The sequence below is a fragment of the Frankia sp. EI5c genome (assembly GCF_001636565.1).
Lineage (GTDB): Bacteria > Actinomycetota > Actinomycetes > Frankiales > Frankiaceae > Parafrankia.
The window spans coordinates 167,225-192,051 of record NZ_LRTK01000001.1 but is presented as its reverse complement, the minus strand read 5'-3'; the positions used below and the strand labels follow the sequence as shown (position 1 = coordinate 192,051).

Genomic DNA, 24,827 nt, shown 5'->3' with positions numbered 1-24,827 from the left:
TACTGATACGGAGAATCCTATTCTCTTCCCTGCCGCGCCGCAATGTCTTCCCGCCCCGCGAGGGGTCCGCCACCCCTGGCAGCGAGCTCGCGGCGGATGACGGCCTTCTGGACCTTACCGCTGGGAGTGCGCGGAAAGTCCACGACCTCGACCAGCTCCTCGGGCCACTTCTGCCGGGCCAGGCCCGCCCGCTCGAAGTGCGCGCGCACCTCGTCCAGGGTGGGCAGGGCGGCGCCGGGCTGCAGGCGAAGCACCGCGGCCGCATGCTCACCGAGCCGGGCGTCCGGCGCGGCGACCACCGCCGCCTCGGCGATGCCGGGCATGCCCAGCAGCGCCTCCTCGACCTCCAGCGCGCTGATGTTCTCCCCGCCGCGGATGATGAAGTCGGCCTTGCGGTCGACGATCGTCAGGTAGCCGTCCTCGTCGAGCACACCGACGTCGCCCGTGCGGTACCAGCCCTCCTCGTCGAAGGCCCGCTCGGTCAGCTCGTCGTCGAGATAGCCCAGGCACAGGTCCGGGCCCCGGCTGAGGATCTCGCCGTCCGGGTCGAGGCGGATCTCCACCCCGGGCAGGACGTCCCCGTCGGTGAACAGCCGCTTCTCCGCCGCCGCCGTGTGCCGCGACCCGGTGATCGAGGGGTGCTCGGTGCTGCCGTAGGAGCGGAACACCGTGATGCCCAGCTCGGCCAGCCGGGTGGTGACCGCCGCCGGGACGGACGAGCCGCCCAGCCCGGCGTAGCGCATGCCCGCCAGATGCTCGGGGGTGAAGTCCGGGTGGTCGAGCAGGCTCGTCACGAAGTAGGTCGCGCCGCCGCCGACGGTGAGGCCGCCGGCGCGCACCAGCTCCAGCACCTGCGCCGGGTCCCAGACATCCGCCAGGTTGATCGGGCGGCCGTCCAGCACCGGGATGAGGAAGGCGTTCAGCATGCCGATGAAGTGCCCGACGGGCGCGGCGGTGAGCTGGCGCCCGCGGTCGGGCGGGTAGAGGCCGGCGAGCTGACGGGTCTCGAAGGCCAGCGTCTGGTGGCTGTGGATGACGCCCTTGGGGTCGCGGGTGGTGCCGGAGGTGAACGCGATCACCGCCGGGGACGCCGGATCCGTCGCGACGGTGCCGGCCAGCGGCTCGTCCGCCAGCAGGTCGTCGAAGTCACGCCCCACCACGCCGACCACCGGGACGCCGGCGCTCAGGTCGGGCTGGTACTCCAGCCGCCCGAAGCTCGCCGCGGTGACGAAGACCTTCGGCGAGGTCCGCCCGAGGATGTAGCCGAGCTCCTTGCGCCCGTAGAAGTGCACGACCGGGACCACAACCGCACCGAGCAGCGCGGAGGCCCAGAAGGTCGCGGCCGCCTCCATCCAGTTGGGCAGCTGGAAGACGACGACGTCACCAGGGCCGACACCGCGGGCGCGCAGCCCGGTGGCCAGCCGGCGGGCGACCCGCTCGACATCCCGGAACGTCCCACTCCACGGCCGGACAGCCGAATGCACCCGGAACTCGGCGTCAGGAGCCGCCGCCAGCCCCGCGGCGAGGATGTCGCCGAGGGTCTCCCGCGTCCACCAGCCTTCGGACTCGTACCGCTTGACCAGGTCAGGTGGGACAGTGCGCATACCGGGCACTCCGATCTGTGCGATTCCTAGACTTTCCCAGGACCGGTGGACAGAATCCACAGCTCCGCCCGGGCCGCCGGACGGCCGGCGGCGGGCGTCCGCCGCACCGCCTGCCCGCCGCGGGCGGACCGCGGGCGGCCCCGTGCCTCGGGCCGCACCGCCCGGCGCCGCCGCGACCGCCGACGGATGCGTTCCCGGACGAGGCTCCCGGACGGAGCCGAGCGCGAGCCCGAGCCCGAGCCCAAGAACGGCGCATTTAGCCCGGTAATGCTACTCTCTCAAATTAGAATTCGATTCTCAAGACGGAGTTGGGTCCATGATTGATCTTGAGCTGGATGCCGGGCTCGCCGTGATCACGATCGACCGGCCCGAGGCCCGCAACGCCATCTCCCTGTCGACCATGGGCGAGCTGGAGAAGGCCATCGACGCCGCCGAGGGTGCCGGCGCCCTGGTCATCCGGGGCGCCGGCGACCGGGCGTTCGTCTCCGGCGGCGACCTGAAGGAGCTCGCGGCGCTGCGCACCGAGGACGAGGCGACCGCCATGGCGCTGCGGATGCGCACCATCTGCGACCGGCTCGCGGACTTCCCCGCCCCGGTGATCGCCGCCATGAACGGGCACGCGCTGGGCGGCGGCGCCGAGGTCGCGGTCTCCGCCGACATCCGGGTCGCCGCCGACGACATCAGAATGGGCTTCAACCAGTCGACGCTGGCGATCATGCCCGCGTGGGGTGGCGCCGAGCGGCTGGCCGCGCTGGTCGGCCCGGGCCGAGCGCTGATGCTCGCCGGCACCGGCCGCATCCTCGGCGCCGCCGAGGCCGAGCGGCTCGGGCTCATCGACCAGGTCCTGCCGCGGGAGTCGTTCGACGAGGGCTGGCGGGCGCTCGCCCGCTCCCTCACCGCGGCTCCCGCCCGGGCCATCAAGCACGTGATCCGGGCGGCCGCACTCGCGCGCCCCGCCGAGGAGCAGGCCGAGGACGCCGCCCGGACCTTCGCGCGGCTGTGGGTCTCCGACGAGCACTGGGCCGCCGCCGAGCGGCTGACCGCGAAGCGCGCCCGCTGACCCCGGCCGCGCACCGGGCCCCGGCCGGGCCGGGGGCTTCTCCCCCGGCCCCCGGCCCCTGGCCGGCGCCGGTCAGGTGACCGCGCCGGCGGTTTTCAGCTCGATGATCCGCTCCCAGTCCAGGCCGAGCTCCATGAGGATCTCCTCGGTCTGGGCGGCGAACTCCGGCGCCGGGCCCACCTTGGGCGCGCTGACGTCGAACTGCACCGGGCTGGAGACGACCTCCAGATCACCCGCGGACAGCAGGTACTCGTTCGCGCGGATCTGCGGGTCGCTGCCGACCTGGAGCGAGTCCTGCACCGGCGCCCAGGGGCCGGACAGGGTGCCGAGCCGCTCGGTCCACTCCGCGAGCGTGCGGGTGGCGAACACCTCCCGCAGGATCTGGACGGCCTCCGCGGTGTTGGCCGCGAGCTGCTCGACGGAACAGAAGCGCGGGTCGTCGGCCAGCTCCGGGCGGTCGATGTGCCGGCAGACATCCGGCCAGTACCGCCCCGGCTGGAGCATGACCAGCGACAGGAACCGCCCGTCCGAGGTGCGGTAGAGGCCGGAGAGCGGGTTGCTCGGCGACCCGTGGGCACCGGGCTCGGGCGCCTGCAGGGGCTCGTCCAGCAGCTGGGAGAGCGCGATCGTCTGCCCCATTGCCCACAGGCCGCTGCCGAGCAGGGACACGTCCACGACCGACGGCTCGCCGGTGCGCTCGCGGCGGAACAGCGCGGCCGCGATGCCACCGGCGAGGTTCGTCCCCGAGATCGTGTCGCCGTAGGCCGGCCCGGGCGGCGGGGTCATGCTGTCGGCCGTGCGCGGCGTGATGCTGGCCGCGCTGGACGCCCGGGCCCAGAAGGCGGTCATGTCGAAACCGCCCTTGTCCGACTCCAGGCCGCGCGGGCCCAGCGCGCTGCCGCGGGCATAGATGATCTTCGGGTTGACGGCGCGGACGTCCTCGACGTCGATGCCGAGCTTCTGGCGCGAACGCGGCAGGAAGCTGGTGAGGAAGACGTCCGCGCGCCGGGTCAGCTCGTCCAGGACCTCTTTGCCCTCGGGCCGGGACATGTCGAGACCGAGGCTGCGCTTGCCGCGGTTGGCGTGCCAGATGTTCGGGTTCGGGCCGTCACCGACCTTGAGGTTGCCCGTCTGCTTCAGGCCTCGCTGGGGGTCGCCGGTGACGGCGTGCTCCACCTTGATGACCTCGGCTCCCCAGTCCGCGAGGACCCCGCCCGCGGACGGGACGAAGCCGTACATCGCCACCTCGAGAACCCTGATTCCCTCAAGCGGCCTCATGTGGCACCCTCCGCGATCCCCTTGTAGGTCAATGGACTCCCCTGGCACCGACTGCCCGGACGCCCACCCGGGGAGGCGGTGACCGCCCGGGCGGCGGGCGGCCACCGCCGGCCCGCCCGCCCGCCCGGACACGAGGACGTCCGGAAGTTACATTCTCACAAATAGCTAATCAACTCGCGGCTGATGGAGAACCCGACCGTGAGCTGGTCGGCGTCACCTCAGGTAGGCAATCGGTCACGCCACTGCGCTGACGGGCGACGCCGAGTCGGCGGGTGCGTCACCCCAGCCCGGTCGCGTAGATCTGCGGCAGCTCCACCGAGGTGCGGATCCCCGGCGCGGCCGCGCAGACGANCGGCACCGCGTTCACCGCGCGGTTGGCGGTGTAGGCCGGGGAGACCTCGGCCATACGCTCCAGCGGGATCGAGAAGCGCAGGTCGATGTCGAGCGGGGCGTCCCCCTCCACATCGATGTGCCACCCGGTGTCCCGCAGCTCCCAGGCGGGTTCGAGGTCTCTGGTGCAGTACCAGTTGGCCCGGAAGCTGATGACCTCGCGGCCGCCCCGGATGCCGGCGACGGTGAGCCGCTGGGCCGCCACCGTGCCCGTCTCCAGGGTGCCCGCGGCGATGTCGATCGGCCGGGGCGCCACCGCGATCTCGCCGGAGGCCTCCACCGAATCCAGCGGCATGCCCAGCGTCTCGGCGATGAGCAGCAGGGACGGCCCGAAGCTGATCCGGCCGTGGGAGAGCCGCGCCTCGTCCACGGCCGCCGGCGGCCGCCCGAAGCCCATGACGTCGAACAGCAGCCCGGGCGAGTTCCGCCGGGAGAGGTCGGCGAACTCCTGGATGGCGAGCCGGTCGAGCCGCCGCTGGATCGAGGAGAGCACCAGCGGGACGGCCTCGGTGATGAAGCCGGGGCTGCTGCCGGTGCTGTGGACCGAGGTGCCGCCGGCCTCGCAGGCCGCCTCCACCTGCTTGCGCGTCTCCGGGTCGAGGCTGTCGGGCCGGTGGAACTCGCCGCGGGTGGTGACCACGTTCGCGCCCGCGGCCAGGATGCGGCTGACCTCGCCGGCGTCGAAGTACCGCGGCATGTAGAGCACGCAGTCGGCGCCGGCGGCGAGGATCTCCGCCTCGTCCCGGGTCGCGAGGACCCCGGTCGTGCCGGCCCCGCACAGGTCACCGGCGTCCCGGCCGACCTTGTCCTCGCCGTGCACCAGCACACCGGCTAACTCCAGGTCCGGATGCCCGATCACCGCGCGCAGCGCGTAGGTGCCGATGTTCCCCGTGGCCCACTGGACCACCCGCAGCCGCCCCATGTCAGCCTTCCCCTCATCGTCATGCTCGTCAGGTCACCTGCTCCGGTCACACGCGTCGGGTCACTCGCGTCGGTCGTCGTGCGGCTCGTCAGGATGCCGACCGGCCGGGCGCCGCCGTGTGCTTCCCGCCACAGACCGGACACTTTTTGATACGGCGGTCAAATACTGTCATGGCTGTCGGCACCTCCACGAGGGGAAACCGCCGCGGCCCGGCTCGACACCGGCCCGCGCGACCGTGGAGCATGTGCCCGCCCGCGTGCACCCGTCCGCACCACCCACCCATACTCGCGCTGGAGGATTCGTGCTGCTCAACGGAAGGTCGGCTCTGGTCACGGGCGGGGCGTCGGGCCTCGGCCTCGGCACCGCCCGGGTCCTGTTGGACCGTGGCGCGACCGTCACCATCGTCGACCTGCCGTCCTCCCCGGGCAAGGACGTCGCCGCGGAACTGGGCGTGCGCTTCGTGGCGGCGGACATCACCGACACCGAGCAGTTCGAGGCCGCCCTCGACGCCGCCGAGGCCGACGGCCCGCTGCGCGGGGTCGTGCACTGCGCCGGCCGCGGCGGTGACCGGCTGCGGATCCTGGACCGCGAGGGGAAGCCCGGCGCGCTCGACAGCTACGCGGACATCATCCGGATCAACCTGGTCGGCACCTACAACGTGGTGCGGCTCGCCGCGGCCCGGATGGCGAAGAACACCGAGCTGCTCGACGGCGACCGCGGCGCGATCGTGCTGACCGCGTCGGTGGCTGCGTTCGAGGGGCAGATCGGCCAGACGGCCTACGCGAGCGCGAAGGCCGGCGTGCGCGGCATGACCATCGTGGCCGCCCGTGATCTGGCCAGCTGGGCGATCCGGGTCAACACCATCGCCCCGGGCGTGTTCGAGACCCCGATGCTCGGCCGCCTGCGGGACGACATCCGCGACGGCCTCGCGGCGGGGGTGCCGCACCCGAAGCGGCTCGGCACTCCGGCCGACTTCGGGCGGCTCGCGACCGATCTACTGGAGAACGGCTACGTCAACGGCGAGGTCATCCGGCTCGACGGCGCGCTGCGGATGGCGCCGCGCTGACCGTCGCAACGCCCTCGGGCGGGCGGGGAGGTACCCCGCTCCCCGCCCGTGACTCCCGGCTCCCGGTCAGTTCCGGGGGTTTCCCGAAGCCGCCGTGCCCCGCACGGCGGCTTCGGCGCTTCCGGGGCCGCTCGCCCCGCGCGCCGACGACCACACCGCCACGACCACACCGGCACGACCGCACCGCCGGCCGCGCCCCACGCACCCGGCGGCCGCGCCCTACGCGTCTGGCCTCTGCGGCGCTGACATGAGAGTGTCATAACGGACGTGGCAGACGGACCTGACAGGCGGATCGCAGGTCTGCGGATCCGTGGCCGGCGGCCCTCCCGCCCACTGCCACGCGCGTGGCCGCCGCCGTCAGACGGCCCCCTCCGGCCGTTGCCGTGCCCGGGCGCGGGNGCGACCGGCGTTCCTGGACCCACCCATACGAAGCTGGTATTGACGTCGATGTTAAATACTTCTCGGTTGGCCGGATCGCCGGCCTTAACACGCACAGGAGGACGTTCGTGACCTCGGTGATGCAGGGTGTCCGGATTCTCGAGGTCGCCGAGCACACGTTCGTCCCCGCGGCCTCCGCCCTGTTGGCCGATCTGGGCGCCGACGTCATCAAGATCGAGCATGTCGAGCGCGGCGACGCGATGCGCGCGCTGGCCTCGTCCGGCATCGCGGTGGTACCGAAGGACGTCCACGTCCTGCTGGAGCACTCCAACCGCGGCAAGCGCAGCCTCGGACTCGACCTCACCTCAGAGGCCGGCCGCGACATCCTCTACCGCATCGCGGCGACCGCCGACGTGTTCCTCACCAACAAGCTCCCGAGCGTGCGCACCAAGCTGCACGTGGACGTGGAGGACATCCGCGCCCACAACCCAAAGATCATCTACGTGCGCGGCACCGGCCAGGGCGAGCGCGGCCCGGACGCGGACCGCGGCTCCTACGACTCGCTGGCGTTCTGGGCCCGGGCCGGGGTCGCGGTCGGCATCATGCGCCCCGAGTACGGCCACGTGCCCGTCCCGCCCGCGCCCGGTTTCGGCGACTCGATCGGCGCGATGACCATCGCCGGCGGGATCATGGGCGCGCTGTTCCACCGGGAGCGCACCGGTGAGGCGACGACCGTCGACGTGTCGCTGATGGGCACCGCGATGTGGTCGATGGGGCAGGCCATGGCGCTGTCGCTGCTGCTCGGCGTCCCGTGGACCCCGCCGCCGGCCGACCAGCAGCGGATGAACCCGCNCACCGGCAACTACCTCACCAAGGACGGCCGCTGGCTGTCCTTCACCTGCCTGCAGGCGGGGCGGTACTGGGCGCCGATGTGCGACGTCATCGAGCGCCCGGAACTCGCCACCGACCCGCGCTTCGCCGACCACGCCTCGCTGATGACGAACAGCGCCGAGGCGATCGCGATCCTGGTGGAGACCTTCGCGGCCCGCCCGCTCGCCGAGTGGCGGGAGCGGCTGGAGAACTTCGTCGGCCAGTGGACCGTGGTCCAGGACACCCTGGAGGCGGCCGCCGACCCCCAGACGGTCGCCAACGGGTACGTCCAGGACTGCACCACGGCGGCCGGTGTGCCCTTCCAGCTCACCGCGGCGCCGGTGCAGTACGACGAACAGCCGGCCGCGCCCCGGCGGGCTCCGCTGTTCAACGAGCACGGCGACGAGATCCTCGCCGAACTGGGTCTGGACACCGAGGCCGTCCTGGACCTCAAGATCCGCGGCGTCGTCGCGTAGCACTCATTCTCAACGAAGAGCAGGAGACAAGACATGACGCTGTTTGACGCCTTCCGGTTCGACGGCAAGCGGGTCCTCGTCGTCGGCGGTGCGACCGGCATGGGTGCCGCCGCCGCCGAGCTGGCGCTGAGCGCCGGCGCCGAGGTCGTGGTGATGGACTACGCCGAGGTCAAGCTGGACGGTGCCAAGGCCATCCACGTGAACCTCGCCGAGTCGGCCTCCATCGACGCCGCGCTGGCGCAGCTCGGTGGCCCCGTGCACGCGCTGGTTTCCGCCGCCGGTGTCGCCGACGGCACCCCGGGGATCGAGCGGATCAACTTCATCGGTCACCGCTACCTGATCGACAAGCTGATCGCCGGCGGGCTGCTGCCCCGCGGCTCCGCGATCGGCTTCATCTCCTCGGCCGCCNGGCTCGGCTGGGAGGCCAACCTCCCGTCGCTCAAGGAGTACCTGGCCATCAGCGACTTCGACGAGGCCGCCAAGTGGGCCGTCGACAACGGCAAGGCCGACTACATGAACAGCAAGCAGGCGGTCTGCGCCTACGTCGCCACCCAGGCGATGCCGCTGCTCAAGCAGGGCATCCGCATCAACGCGATCTGCCCCGGCCCCACCGACACCCCGCTGGCCCAGGACAACAAGGAGCTGTGGCTGGGCTTCGGCGCCGACTACCGCGGCGAGCTGGGCATCGAGGCGGCCACCCCGCTGGAGCAGGCCTACCCGCTGCTGTTCCTCGTCAGTGAGGCTGCCTCCGCGATCAACGGCGTCACCATCGTCACCGACTCCGGCTACTTCTCCGCCGGCCTCACCGAGGTCTTCCCGCCGGCGACCCCGATCGTGAAGTTCCTGTCCGGCCGCAGCTAGGCACCCGCACCTCGACCGCGACGGGAGCCCGGCCGCCGGCCCAGCGCCGGCGGCCTCCCGTCGCGGTCAACGCGTGTCCGGGCACCCTCACCGCAACGAGCGTCCTTCCTCCGGAACGAGTTCGATGACCACCACGATTCGATGACCACCACGATGCGATGACCACCACGAGCAGTGACGGCCCCCGCCAGGACAGCCACATCATCCGCGAGCTCGGCTTCGACGCCCGCCGCGTCGGCGACGAGATCCACGGATCGGCCGCGATCGTCCCGGAGATGTTCGTGCCGGGCACCCGCAGCGTCCGCACCTCGATCCTCGCCACCTGGGCGGACGTCGTCGCCGGGTACCTGGTGATGGAGCACCTGGCGCCGCGGGTCCCGGTGACCCTCGATCTCGACATCCACGTCCACGAGCCGCTGCGCGAGGTCGAACGGATCAACGCGGTCGGCCGGCTGGTGAAACAGGGCCGCTCGGTGGCGGTCATCGACGTGGACCTGACCGGGTCGGACGGGCGCAGTGTGGCCCTCGGCGTGGCGTCGTTCATGGCCGCCCCGGACCCGACCGTGCTGATGTCCCCGGAGATGACCCGGCTGGCCGGCCTGCCGCTGCCCCGCCAGCGGCTGAGCGTGCCCTTCGCCCGCCGGGCGCGCTGTGAGGTCACCCGGCCCGGCGTCGCGATGCTGCCGCGGGCCGATGACGGGCTGAACGCGGCGCAGACCGTCAACGGTGGGCTGATCGCCCTCACGGTGGAGGAGGCCGCGCTGTCCCTCACCCCCGGCGCCACCCTGTCGCTGCTGGCACTGCGCTACCTGCGGCCGGTCCGCACCGGGCCCGCGGTCGCGACGGCGACGGTGCAGGCAGGTCTCGGCCGGGTCGAGGTCCGCGACGCCGGCGGGCAGGACAGACTCGCCGTCTACGCGACCACGCGGACGTTCCCCGGCCCGGCGGCGGGAACCTGAGGCCGGGGCGCCGGCCGACACCCCCGCCAGCCGACACGACCCGCCCGCCAGCCCGCCAGCACGATCCGCCGGCCAACGACCCCGCCAGCCAACCACCCCGCCAGCCAACACGCCCCTGCCCGCCGGGGCACCTGAGAGGACGGCAAGCAGCCATGCGCCCACTTCCCGAGATCACGCCCGCCACCGAGTGGTTCTGGAAGTCCGGCGCCGACGGCAAGCTGCGGATCCAGGGCTGCGACGACTGCGGCCAGCTCGTGCACCCGCCGGTGCCCATCTGTCCGCGGTGCCGCAGCCGCGCCCACACCCCGACCGAGGTGTCCGGCCGGGCGACCGTCGTCGGCTTCACCATCAACGCCCAGCAGTGGCTGCCGTCGATGCCGCCGCCCTACACGGTCGCGAACGTGGCCCTGGTGGAGGACGCGAGCGTCCGCCTGACCACGAACATCACCGGCTGCGAGCCCGCGGACGTCCACATCGGTCAGGAGGTGGCCGTCCGTTTCGAGCAGCACGAGGACGTCTGGCTGGCCATGTTCGAGCCGACCGGCGGGACCGACCCCACGGACCGCGTCGGCGAGCCCGACCTGCCGGCGCCGCGCGCGCCGCTGAGCTCGGACCGTTTCGAGCACCGGTCGGTCCTGTCCGGCATCGGCCGGTCCCGGATCGGGCGGCGGCTGATGGTCGACCCGCTGGAGCTGACGGTCGACGCCTGCCTGAAGGCCGTCGCCGACGCCGGGCTGACCCTGGACGACATCGACGGGCTGTCCACCTACCCGGGCCCGGTTGGCGTGGGCATGAGCGAGGGTGGGGTGACCGCCGTCGAGGAGGCGCTGCGGCTGCACCCGACCTGGACGAACGGCGGCGGCGACCTGCCGGGGCCGGGCGGGTCGGTCATCGCCGCGATGCTGGCCGTCTCGGCCGGCCTGTGCCGGCACGTGCTGTGCTTCCGGACCGTCTGGGAGTCCACCTACCGGACCCTCGGCCTGGGCGGCGGCGGGGGCGGCCGGCTGTCGAACGTCAGCTCGCTGTGGCGGGCGCCGTTCGGGGCGATGTCCGCGGCCAACTGGATTGCCATGAACGCCAGCCAGTACTTCCACCGCTACGGCGCCGACCGGGAGATGCTCGCCGCGATCGCGCTCAACGGCCGGGCCGGCGCGGCCCGCAACCCGAACGCCATCTACCGGGACCCGCTCACCCTGGACGACTACATGTCGGCCNGGATGGTCAGCACTCCCTTCGGCCTCTACGACTGCGACGTGCCGTGCGACGCCTCCATCGCCGTCGTGGTCTCCGACGCATCCGTCGCGGGTGACCTGCCGAAGCCGGCGATCCGGGTCGAGGCCGTCGGCACCCAGATCCTGGAGCGGGTCTCCTGGGAGCAGGGGATCATCACCCACGAGCCGCAGGNGCTGGGGCAGGCCGCCCACCTGTGGACGAGGACGGACCTGCGGCCCGCGGACGTCGACCTGGCGCTGGTGTACGACGGCTTCACCTTCAACGCGATCTCCTGGATCGAGGCGCTCGGCTTCTGCGGCATCGGCGAGGCCCAGGACTGGCTGGACTCCGGCCGGCGGATCGCGCTGGACGGCGAGCTGCCGCTCAACCCGCACGGCGGGCAGCTGTCGGAGGGCCGCACCCACGGCTACGGCTTCTTCTACGAGGCGGTCGCCCAGCTGCGCCACGAGGCCGGCGAACGCCAGGTGGCCGACGCGCGCACGGCCGTCGTCACCTCCGGTGGCGGCACCCCCTCGGGGGTGCTGCTGCTCCAGCGCGACGGGGCCTGAAAGCCCTGCTCACAGCCCCCGGACGGGCCACCGGGCTAACCGCGGCGCCGCGGCTGGCGACGTCATGATCAGGTCGGTGGCCAGTCCGATCGGGTGAGGACAATTTATGACATAGTAGTGTCATGACCGGATTAACGTGGAATCCATACGACAAAGTGATCCATTTGGCGCCCTACGACGTGTGGCGACGACTTCGCGACGAGGCGCCGGTCTATCGAAACGATGAGCTGGATTTCTTCGCGCTGTCCCGGCACGCCGACGTCGAGGCCGCCAGCCGTGAGCCCCTGGTCTTCAGCTCGGCCTACGGGACCGTCCTGGAGATCATGTCTCCGGAGCCCATGAACACCGGGCACATGATCTTCATCGACCCGCCGACGCACACCGAGCTGCGGACGCTGGTCTCCCGCGCCTTCACCCCGCGGCGGATCTCGGCGCTCGAGACCTCCATCCGCGAGCTGTCCGCCGAGATGCTCGACCCGCACATCGGCGGCAGCGGCTTCGACTACGTGCAGGACTTCGCGGCCCAGCTGCCGTCCAAGGTCATCTCCGAGCTGATCGGCGTCGACCCGGCGGACCGCGAGGAGATCCGGCGCCTCATCGACCAGACCTTCCACATCGAGGAAGGCCAGGGCATGGTGAACGACGTCTCGTTCGCCGCCCAGATCAAGATCCACGAGTACCTGACCGGGCAGCTGGAGGATCGTCGGCGCAACCCGCGCGACGACATGATGACCAGCCTCGTCCAGGCGGAGATCACCACCGAGCAGGGCACGCGGCGGCTGGACAACCAGCAGGCCGCCGACTTCGCCAACCTGCTCATCAGCGCGGGCACCGAGACCGTCGCCCGGCTGCTCGGCTGGGCCGGCTCCGTGCTCGCCGAGCACCCCGACCAGCGCGCCGAGCTCGTCGCCGACCCGTCGCTGCTCGGCCCGACGATCGAGGAGCTGCTGCGCTACGAGGCACCCTCGCCGGTGCAGGGCCGCACGCTCACCGCGGACGTCGAGCTGCACGGCACGCTGATGCCGGCGAAGTCGAAGGTGCTGCTGATCACCGGCTCGGCCGGCCGGGACGAGCGCAAGTACCCCGACCCCGACCGGTTCGACATCCACCGCCGGTTCGACAGCCATGTCTCCTTCGGCCACGGGACGCACTACTGCCTCGGTGCCGCGCTGGCCCGGCTGGAGGCGCGGATCGGCCTGGAGGAGACGCTGAAGCGCTTTCCGGAATGGGACGTTGACCGCGAGCGGGCCGTGCGGCTGCACACCAGCACCGTCCGGGGCTACGAGAAGCTTCCGTTCGTTCTCAACTGACATCCCCCTGACACCCACCGGCCGGCTCCGACATCACTGCGGAGCCGGCCGGTGCGGCCCGGGCGTCGCCGCGGTCCGGAACAGCCGTCGGTACAGAACCGGCATCCGGTGCGGAACAGGCGTCGGCGGCGACTACTCAGTCGCGGTCGATGAGATAGATGCGGATCACCCGGTAACCGCTGGTCGCAGCGCCCGCGACCAGAGCCTCCCCCAGAGTGCCCGCGTCGTCCGGCTGCGCGATCCGGCACTGGGTCTGGTCGGACTCGGGCAACGGTTCACACGATGCGGTGACCAGTTGCACCCGATGGCCGGGCGGCAACGGCAGAATCAGGTTCCGGCCCTTGTCCGGGTCGTCCCCGAGATACGGCGCGGCATCTTCCGGCTGCCCGCCGCGCCAGGCGTCGAGCACTTTCCGCACTGCCTCCTCCGCACTCGCCGCTCCCCCCCACGGACCACCGGCGGTCGCCAGGGGAGCGCGGGTGCCTGCCGGCACGGTGAACGGCGTCGGAGCCGGTGTGCTGTTTTCCTGGACGGCCACCCCGCCGGGCAGACCGTCCCCCGCGCAGGATGACCCGACGCCCCCCGCGAGAAACACCAGCGCGCAGGCCGCCAGGTATCTTCCCCGGAAGCCGGCGGCACACTTCCCGCCACCTGACGCCTTTTCTGCCCGCATTCGGATCTCCCCCCGTCATCGCAGGCCGGCGGGCGGATCCACCGCAGAGCGGGTCGGCGCCGGCCGCATACCATCGTGCCCGCAACGGGTTCCGGCCGCGTTGACCGGCTGCGCCCGCCAGCAGACAGATGGTACGGGGGTGCCATGGTGCCGGACACCGGAGCTGATATGCCGACCACCGGCAACGAGGCGTCCCTGCGCGCCGGCCATACATCGGCCCGGGTGGCTGCAAACGGGTCCACCCCATCCACCGGAGAAACCGCCGGAATACCCGCGAAAGAACAAAGGATATTCAGGTACGACGCCTTCATCTCCTACAGTCACCGCCAGAAGGAACTCGCCATGGAGCTACGGCGGGCGCTACACCGGCTGGGCCGGCGCTGGTACGAGCGCCCACGGCTCAACGTCTTCCGCGATACCGACAACCTGCCCGCGGTCGGCCCCCTGCCGCCCGCTCTCGACCGTGCGGTGCGGGAATCCCGTTACCTCGTCGTACTGGCGTCCGAGGAGGCGGCCCGCTCCCGCTGGGTGGAACTTGAATGTCAGACGTGGCTGGCTGCGGGCGGCGACCTCGACCGTCTCGTCATCGTGCTCGCCAACGGATCGCCTCCGACCTCGCTTCCTCCGTGCCTGCGGAACCTTATCGACGAGGACTGGCTGCTCACCGATGTCCGGGCGCCGACGCCAGGCCCCAAACGCGGCCAGATCTTCGACGCCGCGGCCGCGGTCTCGGCCCGGATCCAAGGGATCGACAAGACCGACCTCCTCAGCGAGGATCACCGCAACCGCCGGCGTGCCGTCGGACTTTTCGCCACCCTGGCCGCCCTCGCCCTCGTCTTCGCCGTCGCCGCCGGAGTGAGCGCGTCGTATTACGCGGTCGAACGAGCCGACGCGGTCCGGCAGCGGAATGCGGCGGTCTCCCGCGCGGTCGCGAACACGTCCCGGGACCTGCGACCCGTGAACCCCGAACTGGCCCGGAACCTGGCTGTCGCGGCATACCGGGTCGCCCCGACCGCGGAGGCGGCCAGCGCACTGTTCGGGGCCGTCGACTCGCCCGCCCGGATCGACCTGCCGAGGCGGGCGTTCCGGCCGGAGTTCGGGCCGAACTCCGATATGATCGCTTTCTCAATGCGGGGCGACGTGGACAGCGGCGCACGTTTCAGCGATGGCGTCATGAACCTGACAGGCCGCCACGACCCGGTGGAGCTTCCTGGGACCATCGACAACAACGAAGGTCGGGAGTTCGGCGCGGCCGGCTCCCTGCTCGCCACGGCGAGCGCCCGCGGCGAGATCACGCTGTGGGACCCGCGGGCCGTGCCTCCTCGACCGATCGGCCGAATCGTGGGCGCCCCGGGAGTCGGTGACACCGGATTCACGTTCAGCCCGGCCGGTGACCGTCTCGCGGTGTCCCGCACCGACGGTTCTGTGCGGCTCTACGACGTAACGGATCCCGGTAGTCCCCTCCCCACGGCCTGGTGGGAGCAGCCCCGGCCGGCCACCCAAATGCGGTTCAGCGATGACGGGGAGCTGCTGGCACTGGCCCTGGACGACGGGCGGATCGTATTGGCGGACACCCGGAACGCGGCAGCGCCGCGGGCGGTGTTCCCCGGCCACGACGGTGTCATCCACCAGCTGGCCTTCAGCCGAGACGGCACGCTGCTCGTCAGCGCCGGCCAGGACAGGATGACCAGGGTGTGGTCCACGGGCCGCGGGATCTCCCGTCCACTGTTCGCGGAGAACTTCGGCGGCGCCGCCGGGGAGTTCGGAATGGCGTTCGCGGGCGCCGGTCGGACTCTGCTCGTCAACAGCGACAGCAGCGGGCAGGTGGTGGTGTCCGACCTACGCGATCCGACAGGTTTCTCCGCCAGCACGACGATTGCCGGCTCCGCCCTGGCGATGAACGCCGGCGGGGACCTGCTCGCGACCGTGACGGACGAAGGCGGGCAACCCGTCCTGCACGTGTGGAACATCGAGACTCCGAACCGGCCGTTCCGGGTGCGGGACCTCACTCTCGCGGCCCGTTCCCCCCGCTTGACGGCGGCCTTCTCCCCAGACGGGGAAAGGCTCTACCTCGCCGATGACAACGCGGTCGACGTGTGGGACTTGCACAGGGAGCGCAACCCGCTCAGCGTCGCCACAATTCAGGACAATACCGACACGGTCACCACGGTGTCCCTCGGCGACACCGGGCGCCGGATGCTCACCTCGTCGACGGACGGCTCCGCTCGGCTCTATGACACGGCGGACCCGGCGCGGCCCGGGTTGCTCGGCACCTTCGGAATCAGCGCTACTGAGGGTCTCTCCGCGCTCAGCCCNGACGGACGACGGGTCGCGGTGGCCGACCGAAACAATCACCTGGCGCTCCACGAGATCAACGGCGCCGCTCCGCGCCCTCTCGGCGGCATCGACGTCACCGGTCCCAGCACCGTCACCTTCGACCGGACCGGCACCCACCTCGCGATCGGACGCTGGGATGGCACGGTCGAGGTCTGGGACGTCGCCGGGACGCCGTCACAGACGGCGGTGTTCGACGGTGGCGTCGGCCACGTGACGGTGTTGGTCTTCCTTCCGGAGGAGAGCCTCCCGGGCCTGGGTCTCGTCGCGGGAGGGTTCGACGGGATGGCCCGCTGGCGGCTCGCCCCGGCCGTCGCGCCGATGCCGACGGACCGGGTGCTTGAAGACGTCGTCGTGGCGGACATTGCCGTCGACGACGAGCGGGAGCTGATCGCCGCGGCGGACAATGTGGGCGCCGTGTCGCTCTGGAGCAACGGGGCGGACGGCCTTGGCCAGGTCGCGGCGGTCGACATCGAGGCGGCCACGCGAGCCGTCGCCTTCGACACCCCGTCGTCCCGTCTCATGATCGGGCTGGACAACGGGCAGATCGTGGTGGTGTCGGTCGCCGACGCCCACGCGCCCCGCCGCCTCGGCACCCTGAGTGGTCATGGCGAGGCCGTTAACGATCTCGCCGTGGGGCCCGACGGTCTGCTGGTGTCCGCCTCGAACGACCACAGCGCGACCCTCTGGCGGGCCGACTCCGCTGCCATGGCCCGCTATGTCTGCGCCACGAGCCGCTCCCGTCTCACACCCGACCAGTGGCGGCAGCACATTCAGGAAGTGCCATTTCGGCAGACATGCGACTCCTGATGGGACGGATCCCGCGAATCCAGTTGCGGCGTCCGCCTACGCCCCCGCGTCGGCGCCCGGCCCGGTGCCCGTCGAGTCCAGGGTTCGGACGACCGGTGACGGGGCGTGGTTCGCCCAGCCCACCCCGGGCCAGTTCAGCCACCCGGAGGAGGCGTAGGTGCCACCGTCCGGGTGCAGTGTCGTCCCGGTGAGGTAGGAGGACAGGGCGGAGGCGAGGAAGACCACGCACCCCGAGATGTCGGTGAGCTCGCCCGCGCGCCCCATCGGGATCCCGACCCGCAGCCCGGTGGGTGTGGAGTAGGCGCCGTCGCCGCCGACCATCCGCCGCATGTTCGGGGTCGGGGTGAAGTCCGGGGCGACGTTGTTGACCCGGATTCCGTCCGGGGCGACCTCGACTGCCAGCGTGCGGCCGAACTGCTCGACGGCCGCCTTCGCCGCCGAGTACACCGCGAAGCCCGGTGCCGCGCGGTGCGCCTCGATCGTCGTCAGGTTGATGATGCTGCCCCCGCGCCCACCCGCCTGCATCCTGGGAACGGCCAGCGAGCAGGCGTGCAGGACGTGCAGGAGGTTGAGCCGCAGCAGCGCGTCCCAGCCCTTCGGGCGGGTCTCGACGAACGGCGCGCGGAACGTGCCGCCGACGACGTTGACCAGGGTGTCCACCCGCCCCCAGGCCTCGTCGACCGCGGTGAACAGTCTCCCCAGCTCGTCCGGGTCCCGGGCGTCGCCGTGGAGCACGATCGCCTCCGCGCCCTGGGCCTTGAGAGCGTCGCGCAGCTGCTCGACCGCGGTCGCGTCGATGTCCAGCACCGCCACGCGCACCCCGTTGGCGGCCAGATCCGCGGTGACGGCACCGCCGATGCCGCCCGCTCCCCCGCTGATGACGGCGACGCTGTCCGCCAGCCTGCCGCGGTCCTCGAACCAGCCCACGCCACCNTCGCCTTCACTGTGGTTACACCTGTCTGCGGCACGCGGGTCACGCCCCTTCCGGCGGCGCGCGAGGCGCCGCGGACGCCAGAAGTGACGCCGGGAAGGAACGCTGTAGGGACGCCCGGAAAGGACGTCAGGAAAGGACGTCAGGAAAGAAACGTCTCGCCGAACGCCTCGATGAATCCGATGGTCTCGGCGGCCGACCGGCTGCGGGCGGAGACCACGGCCCAGGTCACGCCGGCCTTCTCGATCTCGGCGATCGCCTCGCGGTGCCGGTCGGCCTCGGCGGTGATGTTGCCCTCGGAGACGGCCCCGGAGTACGAGTACGACACATCGATGAAGTCCGTCCGGCCGTTGGCCGCGGCGGTGTCGCGCACCTCCCGGATCATTGCGGCGAGATCGGTGAGCGAGCCGATCGAGACCGTCCGCGCCGTGGTCGACAGCTCCGGCCCGCCGGACATCGCCATCCAGCCCTGGGCCCGCGCGGCCACCCGGCGGCGGGAGAGCTTCGAGTTGCCGCCGANCCAGACCGGGATCGGGTCCTGCACCGGCTTGGGCCGCGCGATCACGTTGCGGGCGTCGAAGTGCAGGCCCTTGTGACTGAACGGCTCGCCTGACCAGTGCAGCGGCAGGACGTCGAGGATCTCGTCGAACAGCGCGTTGCGCTCCTCGAAGTCCACGCCGAGCGCGTAGAACTCGGACTTCTGGTAGCCGGTGCCGATACCGAGGGTGAAACGGCCGCCGGAGAGTTTGTCGATGGTCGCCGCGGCCTTGGCGAGCAGGAACGGGTTTCGGTACGGCGCCACCGACAGATGGGTGAGCAGCCGCAGCCGCTCGGTCGCCGCGGCCACGTATCCAAGGCCGACGAACGGGTCGAGGCTCTGGTGCCCGCCGTTCTCCAGCCAGCGGGCACCCGGGACGGGGTGCTCGGTGAGCGAAAGGGCGTCGAAGCCGGCTCGCTCGACCGCCTGGGCCACGTCCCGCAGCGGTCCGGGATCGAGCATGTCACCGCTGGTCCCTGACGTCTCCGGGTAATGAAAGATGAACCGCATCGTGTCGTCACCTTGTCCGTACGTCCTGCGCGGGCCCTGTGCAATCCTGTCTACCAGAAAGTAGACACGAGAGTCAGAAATCGCACTGTGTGGAGATACGGGACAGAACGTGACGCCGCGCGGCCTGGTCAGGAAGGCCAGCCGCCGGGGCGCGTTCCACCACCGGCCGCGCCCGCGGGCTGCCTGGCATCACCGGCGGACCGGTGAGTGCGGTCATCGCGGTCGGGAGCGCGACCAGCGCGATCACCGCGAGCGGCGCCGACGGTCGCCCGGCTGGCACCGGCGGTCGCCCGGCTGGCACCGGCGGTCAGCCCCGGCGGCGGGACCGAAGCCGGAGTGGGCCCGCCGCGGGCCGGCTCACCGCGGCGGCGGGCCAGGTACCACCGCACGGACGTGTCGACGCAGCGGCGGGCCCGGCGCAGCGCCGGGATCTGCATCGCCCGGTGCGTCTGGTAGCGCCACGGCGGCTGGTCGCTCTGCCGGTTGGCCATCGCGTAGGCGAACTCGACGGGGTCGGGCCCGCCGGGGCGCTGCGCCGCCCGGTCGAGCATCGCGTCGACCCGTTCGAACCAGGCCATGCTCGTCCGCGCCCTGGCCTGCAGNGGAGCCAGGGCGGCGTGGCCACCCCGGTCGAACTGGGCGAGCGCGGCGGATACCTCGCCGTGCTCGTAGAGCATCTGGGCGAGCATCACCCCGTCGAGCATGGCCAGCGCGGTTCCCGACCCGAGGGTGAAGTGCGTGGTGTGCGCGGCGTCGCCCAGCAGCACCGTGTTGTCCACGTACCAGGTTCGGTTACTGATCTGGGCGAAGCGCTGCCAGCGGGCGGGCCGCCGCGGGTGGTCGGTCAGACCCTCCCCGCCGAGCGGCCCCGCGAAGATCTCGCCCAGTGTGCGCCGGGTCTCCTCGCTGTCAGCGGTNGCGAACCCGAGTCGCTCCCAGGTCCCCGGCGCGCACTCGACGATGCAGGTGCTGATGTTGGGCCCCGACGGGTAGGCGTGGAACCACACCCAGCCCGCCGGGGTTCGCTCGAACGCGAACATGAACCTGTCGAAGCGCTTCCGGGTGCCCAGCCAGATGTACTGGTTGGCGCCGACATCCGTGTGGGTTCCGAACCGGTCGCCGAACATCGCGCGAAGCTGGCTGTTCGCGCCGTCGGCGGCGACGACGAGGTCGGCGTCGGCGTGCGCGCCCGTCCCCGGGCCACCGAGGCCGGAAAGATCGGCCAGGTCGGCGATCTCCCGGCCGTGGTCGATGCGGACCCCCAGCTCGATCGCCCGCCGGCTCAGGATGTCGAGCAGGGTCGCCCGCTGCACGCTGAACCCGTAGCCCGCGAAGTGCGCGACCCGGCCAGGCCCGAGGCTGACATCCTGCTCCTGCCAGAGTGTCGAGGCGGCGCGGATCTCGCGGGCGCTCTCCGGATCGTTGCGGTACAGGACGTCCAGCAGGTTGTCCCAATAGACGACCCCCCAGCCATAGGTCGAGCCCGGCGGGTCCCGCTCGATGATGGTGATCTCGTGGCCGGCGTCGCGGCGCTTCGCGGAGATGGCGAGGTACAGCCCGGCCGGACCTCCACCCACACAGACGATCCTCACAGTTCCCCCTGACCTTCATCGCGCTGACCTTCATCGCGGCGGCGCCGCGGCCGGTGACATCCGCGGCGCGGGAAAAGGCTGCTGGCAACCGAGGCACGGACAACCGGACGATGCGAAATCCGGATGATGCGGCGAACGGCCGCGGACAGCGAAGGGCCGTGCAGCCCGGGCAACGATCAACCGACCTGCACGACCCACTGGCGGGCCTTCAACGCCGCGTCAGGGCTCACGCCCTGCGCTCACACTCTCGCCCAGGGTGCGGTCGCGGTGCGGGGCTCACCAGCCCCAGCCACCCCAACCCCAGCCACCCCAGCCCCAACCACCCCAGCCCCAACCACCCCAGCCGCCACCCCAACCACCGCCACCGCCGCCAACGATGATCACGCCAGCGCGGGTGGAGTCGCGGAACGAGCCCTGGGACCGAATGGCCGGTGCCTCGTACGTAGCCCTCATGACCTACTCCTCCGTCCGGATCCTCAATCGCAATCTCCGGCAGTCCGAGCGCCCCCTCCGGCTCCGGTAGGCGGCAGGTCGCCCGCCGCACCGCGACAGGTCGACTGCCTGATCATCAGGCCGGAACGGTGGGGAGCACCCGTCCGAACTCCAGCGTGCCCCCCTTGGGTTCAGTGACGGTTCAGTCTCGATAAGTCACCACCGGGGGCTCGGGTCGGGGTCCGGCACCGGCCCGGTCGCGGGCGCGGGTTGGCCCGGGTCGACGGGCGCGGGTTGGGAGGAGCCGGAGCGCGGTAGGCCGGACTAAACGACCCGCGGACACCGCCCGGCGGCCCGCCGACCCCTCCAGGCCTCCGCGGGATGACGGTCCGGGATCGGGATGACGCCGGGGATGATGACGCCGGGGGATGAGGAGCACACATGAGGAACTCAGTGACCGTGGCCCGCGTCACCCGCCAGGTCGAGCAGTGGCGGCGCACCGCGCCCTTCGAGTCGGGCATGGCACCTCAGTCGGGCATGGCATCTCAGTCGGGCGCGGCACCTCAGTCGGGCGCGGCACCGGCCACGAGCGGTCCGGCGGAGCACGGCCGGGCACGGCCGAAGGTGATCGTGGTGGGGAGTGGCTACGCCGGGCTCGGCGTGCTCAGCCACCTGGAGGCACGACTCCCCGCCCACGCGGCGGATCTCGCCCTCGTCTCCCCCGTCGACCATCTGCTGTACACATCGCTGCTGCCGCAGGTGGCCGCCGGGGACATCGAGCCCCGGCACCTGGCGGTCTCCGTTCGAGGCACGCTGCGGCGGACGGTGTCGCACCTGGGGCACGTCACCGAGATCGACACGAAGCGGCGGACGATCACCGTGCTGGGCCGGGCCGATGTGCCGTACACCCTGGCCTGGGACCGGCTCGTCCTGGCTCCCGGCGCGCACACCCGGACCTTCGACATCCCCGGCCTGGCCGACCACGGGCTCGGGATGAAGAATCTCGCCGAGGCCGTCTACCTGCGCGACCACGTGCTGCGTCAGCTCGCGTACGCCGACGCCAGCCCGGATGCGGCCGCCCGCCGCGCGCACTGCACCTTCGTCGTCGTCGGCGCCGGCTACACCGGGACCGAGCTCGCCGCCCAGATGCGGCGCTTCACCGTCAAGGCGCTGGAGCAGTTCCCTCGGCTGCGGCTGGAGCAGGTGCGGTGGCTGCTGCTCGACCTCGCGGACAAGGTCCTGCCGGAACTGGACGAGCACCTCGGGATCGGCGCGCGTCAGGTCCTGCGGGAGCGGGGTGTGGAGATCCGGCTGAAGACGTCGGTCCGCGAGGTGCGCACCGACGCCGTCACGCTCACCAGCGGTGAGGTGATCCCGACCCACACCCTCGTCTGGTGCGCGGGTGTGACACCGAATCCGCTGGTGGGCTCACTGGGTGCCGAGACCGTACGCGGCCGCGTGGTCGTCGACGAGCGGTTCCAGGTACCCGGCCTCAGCGGGGTCTTCGCGCTGGGGGACGCCGCCGCGGTACCCGACTCGACCCGCGGCGGCCTACCCGCCGGACAGACCGCCCAGAACGCCGTCCGCCAGGGTGCCGCCGCGGGACGCAACGTCGCGGCCTCCCTCGGTTACGGCGGGATGCGGCCCTACCGGCACCGTGACCTGGGGTTCGTCGTGGACCTGGGCGGCGCGGACGCGGTCGCCAACCCCCTGGGGCTGCGGCTGTCCGGAGTTCCGGCGGCGGCCGTCACCCGGGCCTATCACCTGCTCGCGCTCCGGTCGGCGACGAACCGGGCCTACGTCGCCGCGGACTGGCTGCTCGCCGCCCTGGTGAAGCCGCGCACCGTCCAGCTCGGCTTCCTGCCCCCGCCGCAGGCCACGATCGCGCAGGTCGAGCGGACCGAGCTGTACCAGTCCTGACAACCGGGTGGCCCGCCGGCCCACGGGCGGACCTTCACCGTGGTCTTCGGCGACGCCCGGGTCGGGGACATGCGAACCATCGCGGACTGGACCGGAGGCGCGATGTTCGACGCGCGGTCGTCCTCCCTGCCCGAGGTGTTCCGGGAGATCCGCGGCTACCAGTGAGCGGTCCGCGCGTCAGCAGTGGTCGGCTGCCCCCAGGGCGACCAGCGCGGTCCGCAGGACCGTGGCGGCCGGCGGGGCCGCGTTCCCGCCGCCGGTGAGGTCGCCGCCGGGAGGCGCCCGGAGATAGACCGCCACCACGACCGCCGGGTCCAGCGCCGGGGCGAACGCCACCGTCCAGGCGTCGTTGTCCAGGTTGGCCGGGTCGGCGCCGACCTCCGGGGTCCCCGTCTTCGCCGCCACCTGGGCACAGGGAACGGCGGCTCTGGTCGCCGTCCCCGCCTGGACGGCCGCGACCATCCCGTCCCTGATCACGGCGGCGTTCGCCGGCGGCATGATCGGCCGGGGCCGGCCCGCCGGAGCCCGCCAGAGCACGGCGCCACCCCGCTCGACCTGGGTGACGATGTGCGGCGGAGGCAGTTCGCCGCCGTCGGCCACGGCCGCGCCGACCAGCGCCATCTGCAGCGGCGTGGCGGAGACGCAGGCCTGGCCGAGGGCCAGCTGCTCCACCAGGCAGGGCCGGCCGTCCGCGGTATGGGACCCGATGGAGGAGAGGGCGAGCGGCAGACCGTCCAGATCGCAGAAGTGCTCGCCGCGGGGCGTCAGCCCGACAGCCGCACAGGCGGATCTGCCGGCCGGCGGGAGGCCGGGTGCCCTGAACCCGAGCGCGGCGGCCGCGGCGGCGATGCGCTCCGCGCCGAGGTCCCTGCCGACCAGGGCGAATGCGGTGTTGCAGGACTCGCGTAACGCGTCCACCAGGGCCGGGACGCCGGTCATCGGGGTGGCTGGGCAGGTGCCGTGGCCGAAGTTCCGCAACGATCTGCCGTCCGGCAACGGCAGGCCGGAATGCGGGGCCAGCTGATATCCACCCAGCCTGGCTGGATCTATCGCGGCGGTCGTGACCATTTTGAACACCGAGCCCGGCTGGACGGGAGTTCCGGGGGACGTCGCGAGATCGTCGTCGTCGGCGATGGCCAGTACTCCACCGGTGCGCGGGTCCAGGGCGACCACGGCGCCGAGGGCGCCCGGGGCGGCCGCCTTCGCCTCCCGCAGGGCGCTGACCGCCGCCTCCTGGATTCTGGCGTCATACGAGGTCCGCAGGTCGGCGGGCTGGCATCGCCGGCCCAGCGCACCGTGCAGGCCGGGCCGGGCCTCCCCCGGCGGGGAGCCGCATTCGAGCTGCATCGACCAGGCGTATTCCAGTCCGCTGGCACTGGTGCTTCCCACGGACGGCCGGAACTCGCCGACGGGCGGGTCCGCGGCCGGCCGTTGGCGGGCCGGACGCGGGCCGGACCAGTCGGTGGCGGCGAGCACCTGGCCGTCGGCGGTGAGGACCCGGCCCCGGTCGAAGGTCGCCCGCTCCGTCCGGACGATCCCGCCGCCCGGGTCGTGCCGATCCAGGCGGGGCGCGGCGGCCAGGAGCTGTGCGTGCAGCAGGGAGAAAGCGGCGACCAGGACCAGCAGCCCGGCGAGCGCCGGTGCCCGCCGGGACCGCGCCGGCCGACGGCCGGCGGGTGACGAGACGGGGGCGCCAGGACCTGCGGGGCCCGCGGGACCGGCCGAGGCGGCGGGACCGGAGGCAGGACCGGAGGCAGGACCGGAGGCGGCGCCTGGTCGCGGCTCGGCGCAGCCCGCCGCGAGGCCGACAATGCCGAGCACCACCAGCATGGAGGTGCCCCCGGCCGAGAGCAGCGGGGTCGTGATGCCGGAGATCGGCAGTACCCCGGTCGTCGCCAGCGCCGGCCNGGCGATGTTGGCCGCCAGCATGACGGAGAGCCCCACCAGCCAGGCGCGCAGCCAGGACTCCCGCTCGACCCGCCGGGCGAGCCCGAACAGCTGGCTGAGCAGCAGGACGTAGAGCGCACCGGTCAGCAGGGTGCCGATGAGGCCGAACTCCTCGCCGAGCACCGCCAGGATGAAGTCGTTGCGCCGCTCCAGCCCGATGCTGTCAACTCTGCCGAGGCCCGGCC

At 72.2% G+C, this 24,827-nt stretch carries 18 protein-coding genes and 11 pseudogenes; 15 read left to right on the top strand and 14 right to left on the bottom strand.

Annotated features, from left to right (window positions below):
* Nucleotides 1-17: 17 nt before the first annotated feature.
* On the bottom strand, nucleotides 18-1,604 hold the full coding sequence (locus UG55_RS00695; RefSeq protein WP_066061181.1) for an AMP-binding protein: 1,587 nt from the start codon (nucleotides 1,602-1,604) through the stop codon (nucleotides 18-20).
* 316 nt (nucleotides 1,605-1,920) lie between these two features.
* Between UG55_RS00695 and UG55_RS00690 the strand changes: the two genes are divergently transcribed.
* Entirely contained in the window at nucleotides 1,921-2,664 is a 744-nt protein-coding gene (locus UG55_RS00690; RefSeq protein ID WP_066061178.1) for an enoyl-CoA hydratase/isomerase family protein, read from the top strand.
* Between the two features lie 72 nt (nucleotides 2,665-2,736).
* Here UG55_RS00690 and UG55_RS00685 read toward each other — a convergent pair whose 3' ends face one another.
* From UG55_RS00685 to UG55_RS00680, 3 genes and pseudogenes are all read right to left on the bottom strand, one after another.
* Entirely contained in the window at nucleotides 2,737-3,942 is a 1,206-nt protein-coding gene (locus UG55_RS00685; RefSeq protein WP_066061175.1) for a CaiB/BaiF CoA-transferase family protein, read from the bottom strand.
* Nucleotides 3,943-4,219: 277 nt separating this feature from the next.
* Nucleotides 4,220-4,293, bottom strand: a pseudogene (locus tag UG55_RS45050) (hypothetical protein); the annotation flags it as partial.
* Nucleotide 4,294: 1 nt separating this feature from the next.
* The coding region (locus tag UG55_RS00680; RefSeq protein WP_242423526.1) for a dihydrodipicolinate reductase at nucleotides 4,295-5,254 on the bottom strand (960 nt) is incomplete at its 3' end.
* Nucleotides 5,255-5,555: 301 nt separating this feature from the next.
* On the opposite strand from UG55_RS00680, the gene UG55_RS00675 reads away from it, so the two are divergent.
* The 10 genes and pseudogenes from UG55_RS00675 (at nucleotide 5,556) to UG55_RS00650 (ending at nucleotide 12,955) form a co-directional block, all read left to right on the top strand.
* Nucleotides 5,556-6,320, top strand: a complete 765-nt coding sequence (locus tag UG55_RS00675) for an SDR family NAD(P)-dependent oxidoreductase (protein WP_066061168.1) — start codon at nucleotides 5,556-5,558, stop codon at nucleotides 6,318-6,320.
* Nucleotides 6,321-6,826: 506 nt separating this feature from the next.
* Nucleotides 6,827-7,550: pseudogene (locus UG55_RS30850) on the top strand (CoA transferase); the annotation flags it as partial.
* A 1-nt stretch (nucleotide 7,551) separates the two neighbouring features.
* Nucleotides 7,552-8,044: CoA transferase (locus tag UG55_RS30845; protein WP_242423525.1), on the top strand; the 493-nt coding region annotated here is incomplete at its 5' end.
* A 33-nt stretch (nucleotides 8,045-8,077) separates the two neighbouring features.
* Nucleotides 8,078-8,452 (top strand): annotated as a pseudogene (locus tag UG55_RS30840) (SDR family NAD(P)-dependent oxidoreductase); the annotation flags it as partial.
* A 1-nt stretch (nucleotide 8,453) separates the two neighbouring features.
* Nucleotides 8,454-8,905, top strand: a 452-nt coding sequence (locus UG55_RS30835) for an SDR family oxidoreductase (RefSeq protein WP_242423524.1), incomplete at its 5' end; no start/stop codon positions are given.
* Between the two features lie 158 nt (nucleotides 8,906-9,063).
* Nucleotides 9,064-9,864 (top strand): hotdog domain-containing protein, encoded by an 801-nt coding sequence (locus UG55_RS00660; RefSeq protein ID WP_066061159.1) that lies wholly within the window; start codon nucleotides 9,064-9,066, stop codon nucleotides 9,862-9,864.
* Between the two features lie 152 nt (nucleotides 9,865-10,016).
* Nucleotides 10,017-11,078, top strand: a pseudogene (locus tag UG55_RS00655) (OB-fold domain-containing protein); the annotation flags it as partial.
* 1 nt (nucleotide 11,079) lies between these two features.
* Nucleotides 11,080-11,268: pseudogene (locus tag UG55_RS30830) on the top strand (3-ketoacyl-CoA thiolase); the annotation flags it as partial.
* 1 nt (nucleotide 11,269) lies between these two features.
* Nucleotides 11,270-11,645, top strand: a 376-nt coding sequence (locus UG55_RS30825) for a thiolase C-terminal domain-containing protein (protein WP_396230764.1), incomplete at its 5' end; no start/stop codon positions are given.
* 122 nt (nucleotides 11,646-11,767) lie between these two features.
* A complete protein-coding gene (locus UG55_RS00650; protein WP_066061153.1) occupies nucleotides 11,768-12,955 on the top strand; it encodes a cytochrome P450 in 1,188 nt (395 codons plus the stop codon).
* A gap of 136 nt (nucleotides 12,956-13,091) precedes the next feature.
* On the opposite strand, the gene UG55_RS00645 is transcribed toward UG55_RS00650, so the two are convergent.
* Nucleotides 13,092-13,364 carry a hypothetical protein gene (locus UG55_RS00645; protein ID WP_128422796.1) on the bottom strand — a complete coding sequence of 91 codons (273 nt, stop codon included), beginning with the start codon at nucleotides 13,362-13,364 and terminating at the stop codon, nucleotides 13,092-13,094.
* Between the two features lie 408 nt (nucleotides 13,365-13,772).
* Here UG55_RS00645 and UG55_RS46515 point away from each other — a divergent pair.
* A pseudogene (locus tag UG55_RS46515) lies at nucleotides 13,773-15,943 on the top strand (toll/interleukin-1 receptor domain-containing protein); the annotation flags it as partial.
* A gap of 1 nt (nucleotide 15,944) precedes the next feature.
* Nucleotides 15,945-16,772, top strand: an 828-nt coding sequence (locus UG55_RS29770) for a WD40 repeat domain-containing protein (protein WP_206779335.1), incomplete at its 5' end; no start/stop codon positions are given.
* Nucleotides 16,773-16,808: 36 nt separating this feature from the next.
* Here UG55_RS29770 and UG55_RS00635 read toward each other — a convergent pair.
* From UG55_RS00635 to UG55_RS28130, 7 genes and pseudogenes are all read right to left on the bottom strand, one after another.
* The gene (locus UG55_RS00635; RefSeq protein WP_066061142.1) at nucleotides 16,809-17,699 is read right to left on the bottom strand and encodes an SDR family NAD(P)-dependent oxidoreductase; all 891 of its coding nucleotides are present in this window, start codon (nucleotides 17,697-17,699) and stop codon (nucleotides 16,809-16,811) included.
* 146 nt (nucleotides 17,700-17,845) lie between these two features.
* Nucleotides 17,846-18,222 (bottom strand): annotated as a pseudogene (locus UG55_RS30820) (LLM class F420-dependent oxidoreductase); the annotation flags it as partial.
* Nucleotide 18,223: 1 nt separating this feature from the next.
* Nucleotides 18,224-18,751: TIGR03619 family F420-dependent LLM class oxidoreductase (locus tag UG55_RS30815; RefSeq protein WP_242423523.1), on the bottom strand; the 528-nt coding region annotated here is incomplete at its 3' end.
* A 128-nt stretch (nucleotides 18,752-18,879) separates the two neighbouring features.
* Nucleotides 18,880-19,353 (bottom strand): annotated as a pseudogene (locus tag UG55_RS46510) (FAD-binding monooxygenase); the annotation flags it as partial.
* A 1-nt stretch (nucleotide 19,354) separates the two neighbouring features.
* A pseudogene (locus tag UG55_RS30805) lies at nucleotides 19,355-19,668 on the bottom strand (FAD-dependent monooxygenase); the annotation flags it as partial.
* Nucleotide 19,669: 1 nt separating this feature from the next.
* Nucleotides 19,670-20,343 (bottom strand): FAD-dependent oxidoreductase (locus UG55_RS30800; RefSeq protein ID WP_242423522.1); only part of this gene is annotated, 674 nt, incomplete at its 3' end.
* 276 nt (nucleotides 20,344-20,619) lie between these two features.
* Nucleotides 20,620-20,796, bottom strand: a complete 177-nt coding sequence (locus UG55_RS28130) for a lasso RiPP family leader peptide-containing protein (RefSeq protein WP_128422795.1) — start codon at nucleotides 20,794-20,796, stop codon at nucleotides 20,620-20,622.
* 420 nt (nucleotides 20,797-21,216) lie between these two features.
* Between UG55_RS28130 and UG55_RS00620 the strand changes: the two genes are divergently transcribed.
* Nucleotides 21,217-22,695: an NAD(P)/FAD-dependent oxidoreductase gene (locus tag UG55_RS00620; protein WP_083986247.1), complete on the top strand. Its 1,479-nt coding sequence runs from the start codon at nucleotides 21,217-21,219 to the stop codon at nucleotides 22,693-22,695.
* A 39-nt stretch (nucleotides 22,696-22,734) separates the two neighbouring features.
* On the top strand, nucleotides 22,735-22,860 hold the full coding sequence (locus UG55_RS45045; protein WP_255360391.1) for a hypothetical protein: 126 nt from the start codon (nucleotides 22,735-22,737) through the stop codon (nucleotides 22,858-22,860).
* Nucleotides 22,861-22,872: 12 nt separating this feature from the next.
* On the opposite strand, the pseudogene UG55_RS46505 reads toward UG55_RS45045, so the two are convergent.
* A pseudogene (locus UG55_RS46505) lies at nucleotides 22,873-24,602 on the bottom strand (penicillin-binding transpeptidase domain-containing protein); the annotation flags it as partial.
* Between the two features lies 1 nt (nucleotide 24,603).
* Nucleotides 24,604-24,827, bottom strand: a pseudogene (locus UG55_RS46500) (FtsW/RodA/SpoVE family cell cycle protein); the annotation flags it as partial.

Bases quoted from the DNA above. Each gene is read 5' to 3' on its own strand.
- UG55_RS00695 (WP_066061181.1), bottom strand. From the start codon at position 1,604: ATGCGCACTGTCCCACCTGACCTGGTCAAGCGGTACGAGTCCGAAGGC.
- UG55_RS00690 (WP_066061178.1), top strand. From the start codon at position 1,921: ATGATTGATCTTGAGCTGGATGCCGGGCTCGCCGTGATCACGATCGAC.
- UG55_RS00685 (WP_066061175.1), bottom strand. From the start codon at position 3,942: ATGAGGCCGCTTGAGGGAATCAGGGTTCTCGAGGTGGCGATGTACGGC.
- UG55_RS00660 (WP_066061159.1), top strand. From the start codon at position 9,064: ATGACCACCACGAGCAGTGACGGCCCCCGCCAGGACAGCCACATCATC.
- UG55_RS00650 (WP_066061153.1), top strand. From the start codon at position 11,768: ATGACCGGATTAACGTGGAATCCATACGACAAAGTGATCCATTTGGCG.
- UG55_RS28130 (WP_128422795.1), bottom strand. From the start codon at position 20,796: ATGAGGGCTACGTACGAGGCACCGGCCATTCGGTCCCAGGGCTCGTTC.
- UG55_RS00620 (WP_083986247.1), top strand. From the start codon at position 21,217: ATGAGGAACTCAGTGACCGTGGCCCGCGTCACCCGCCAGGTCGAGCAG.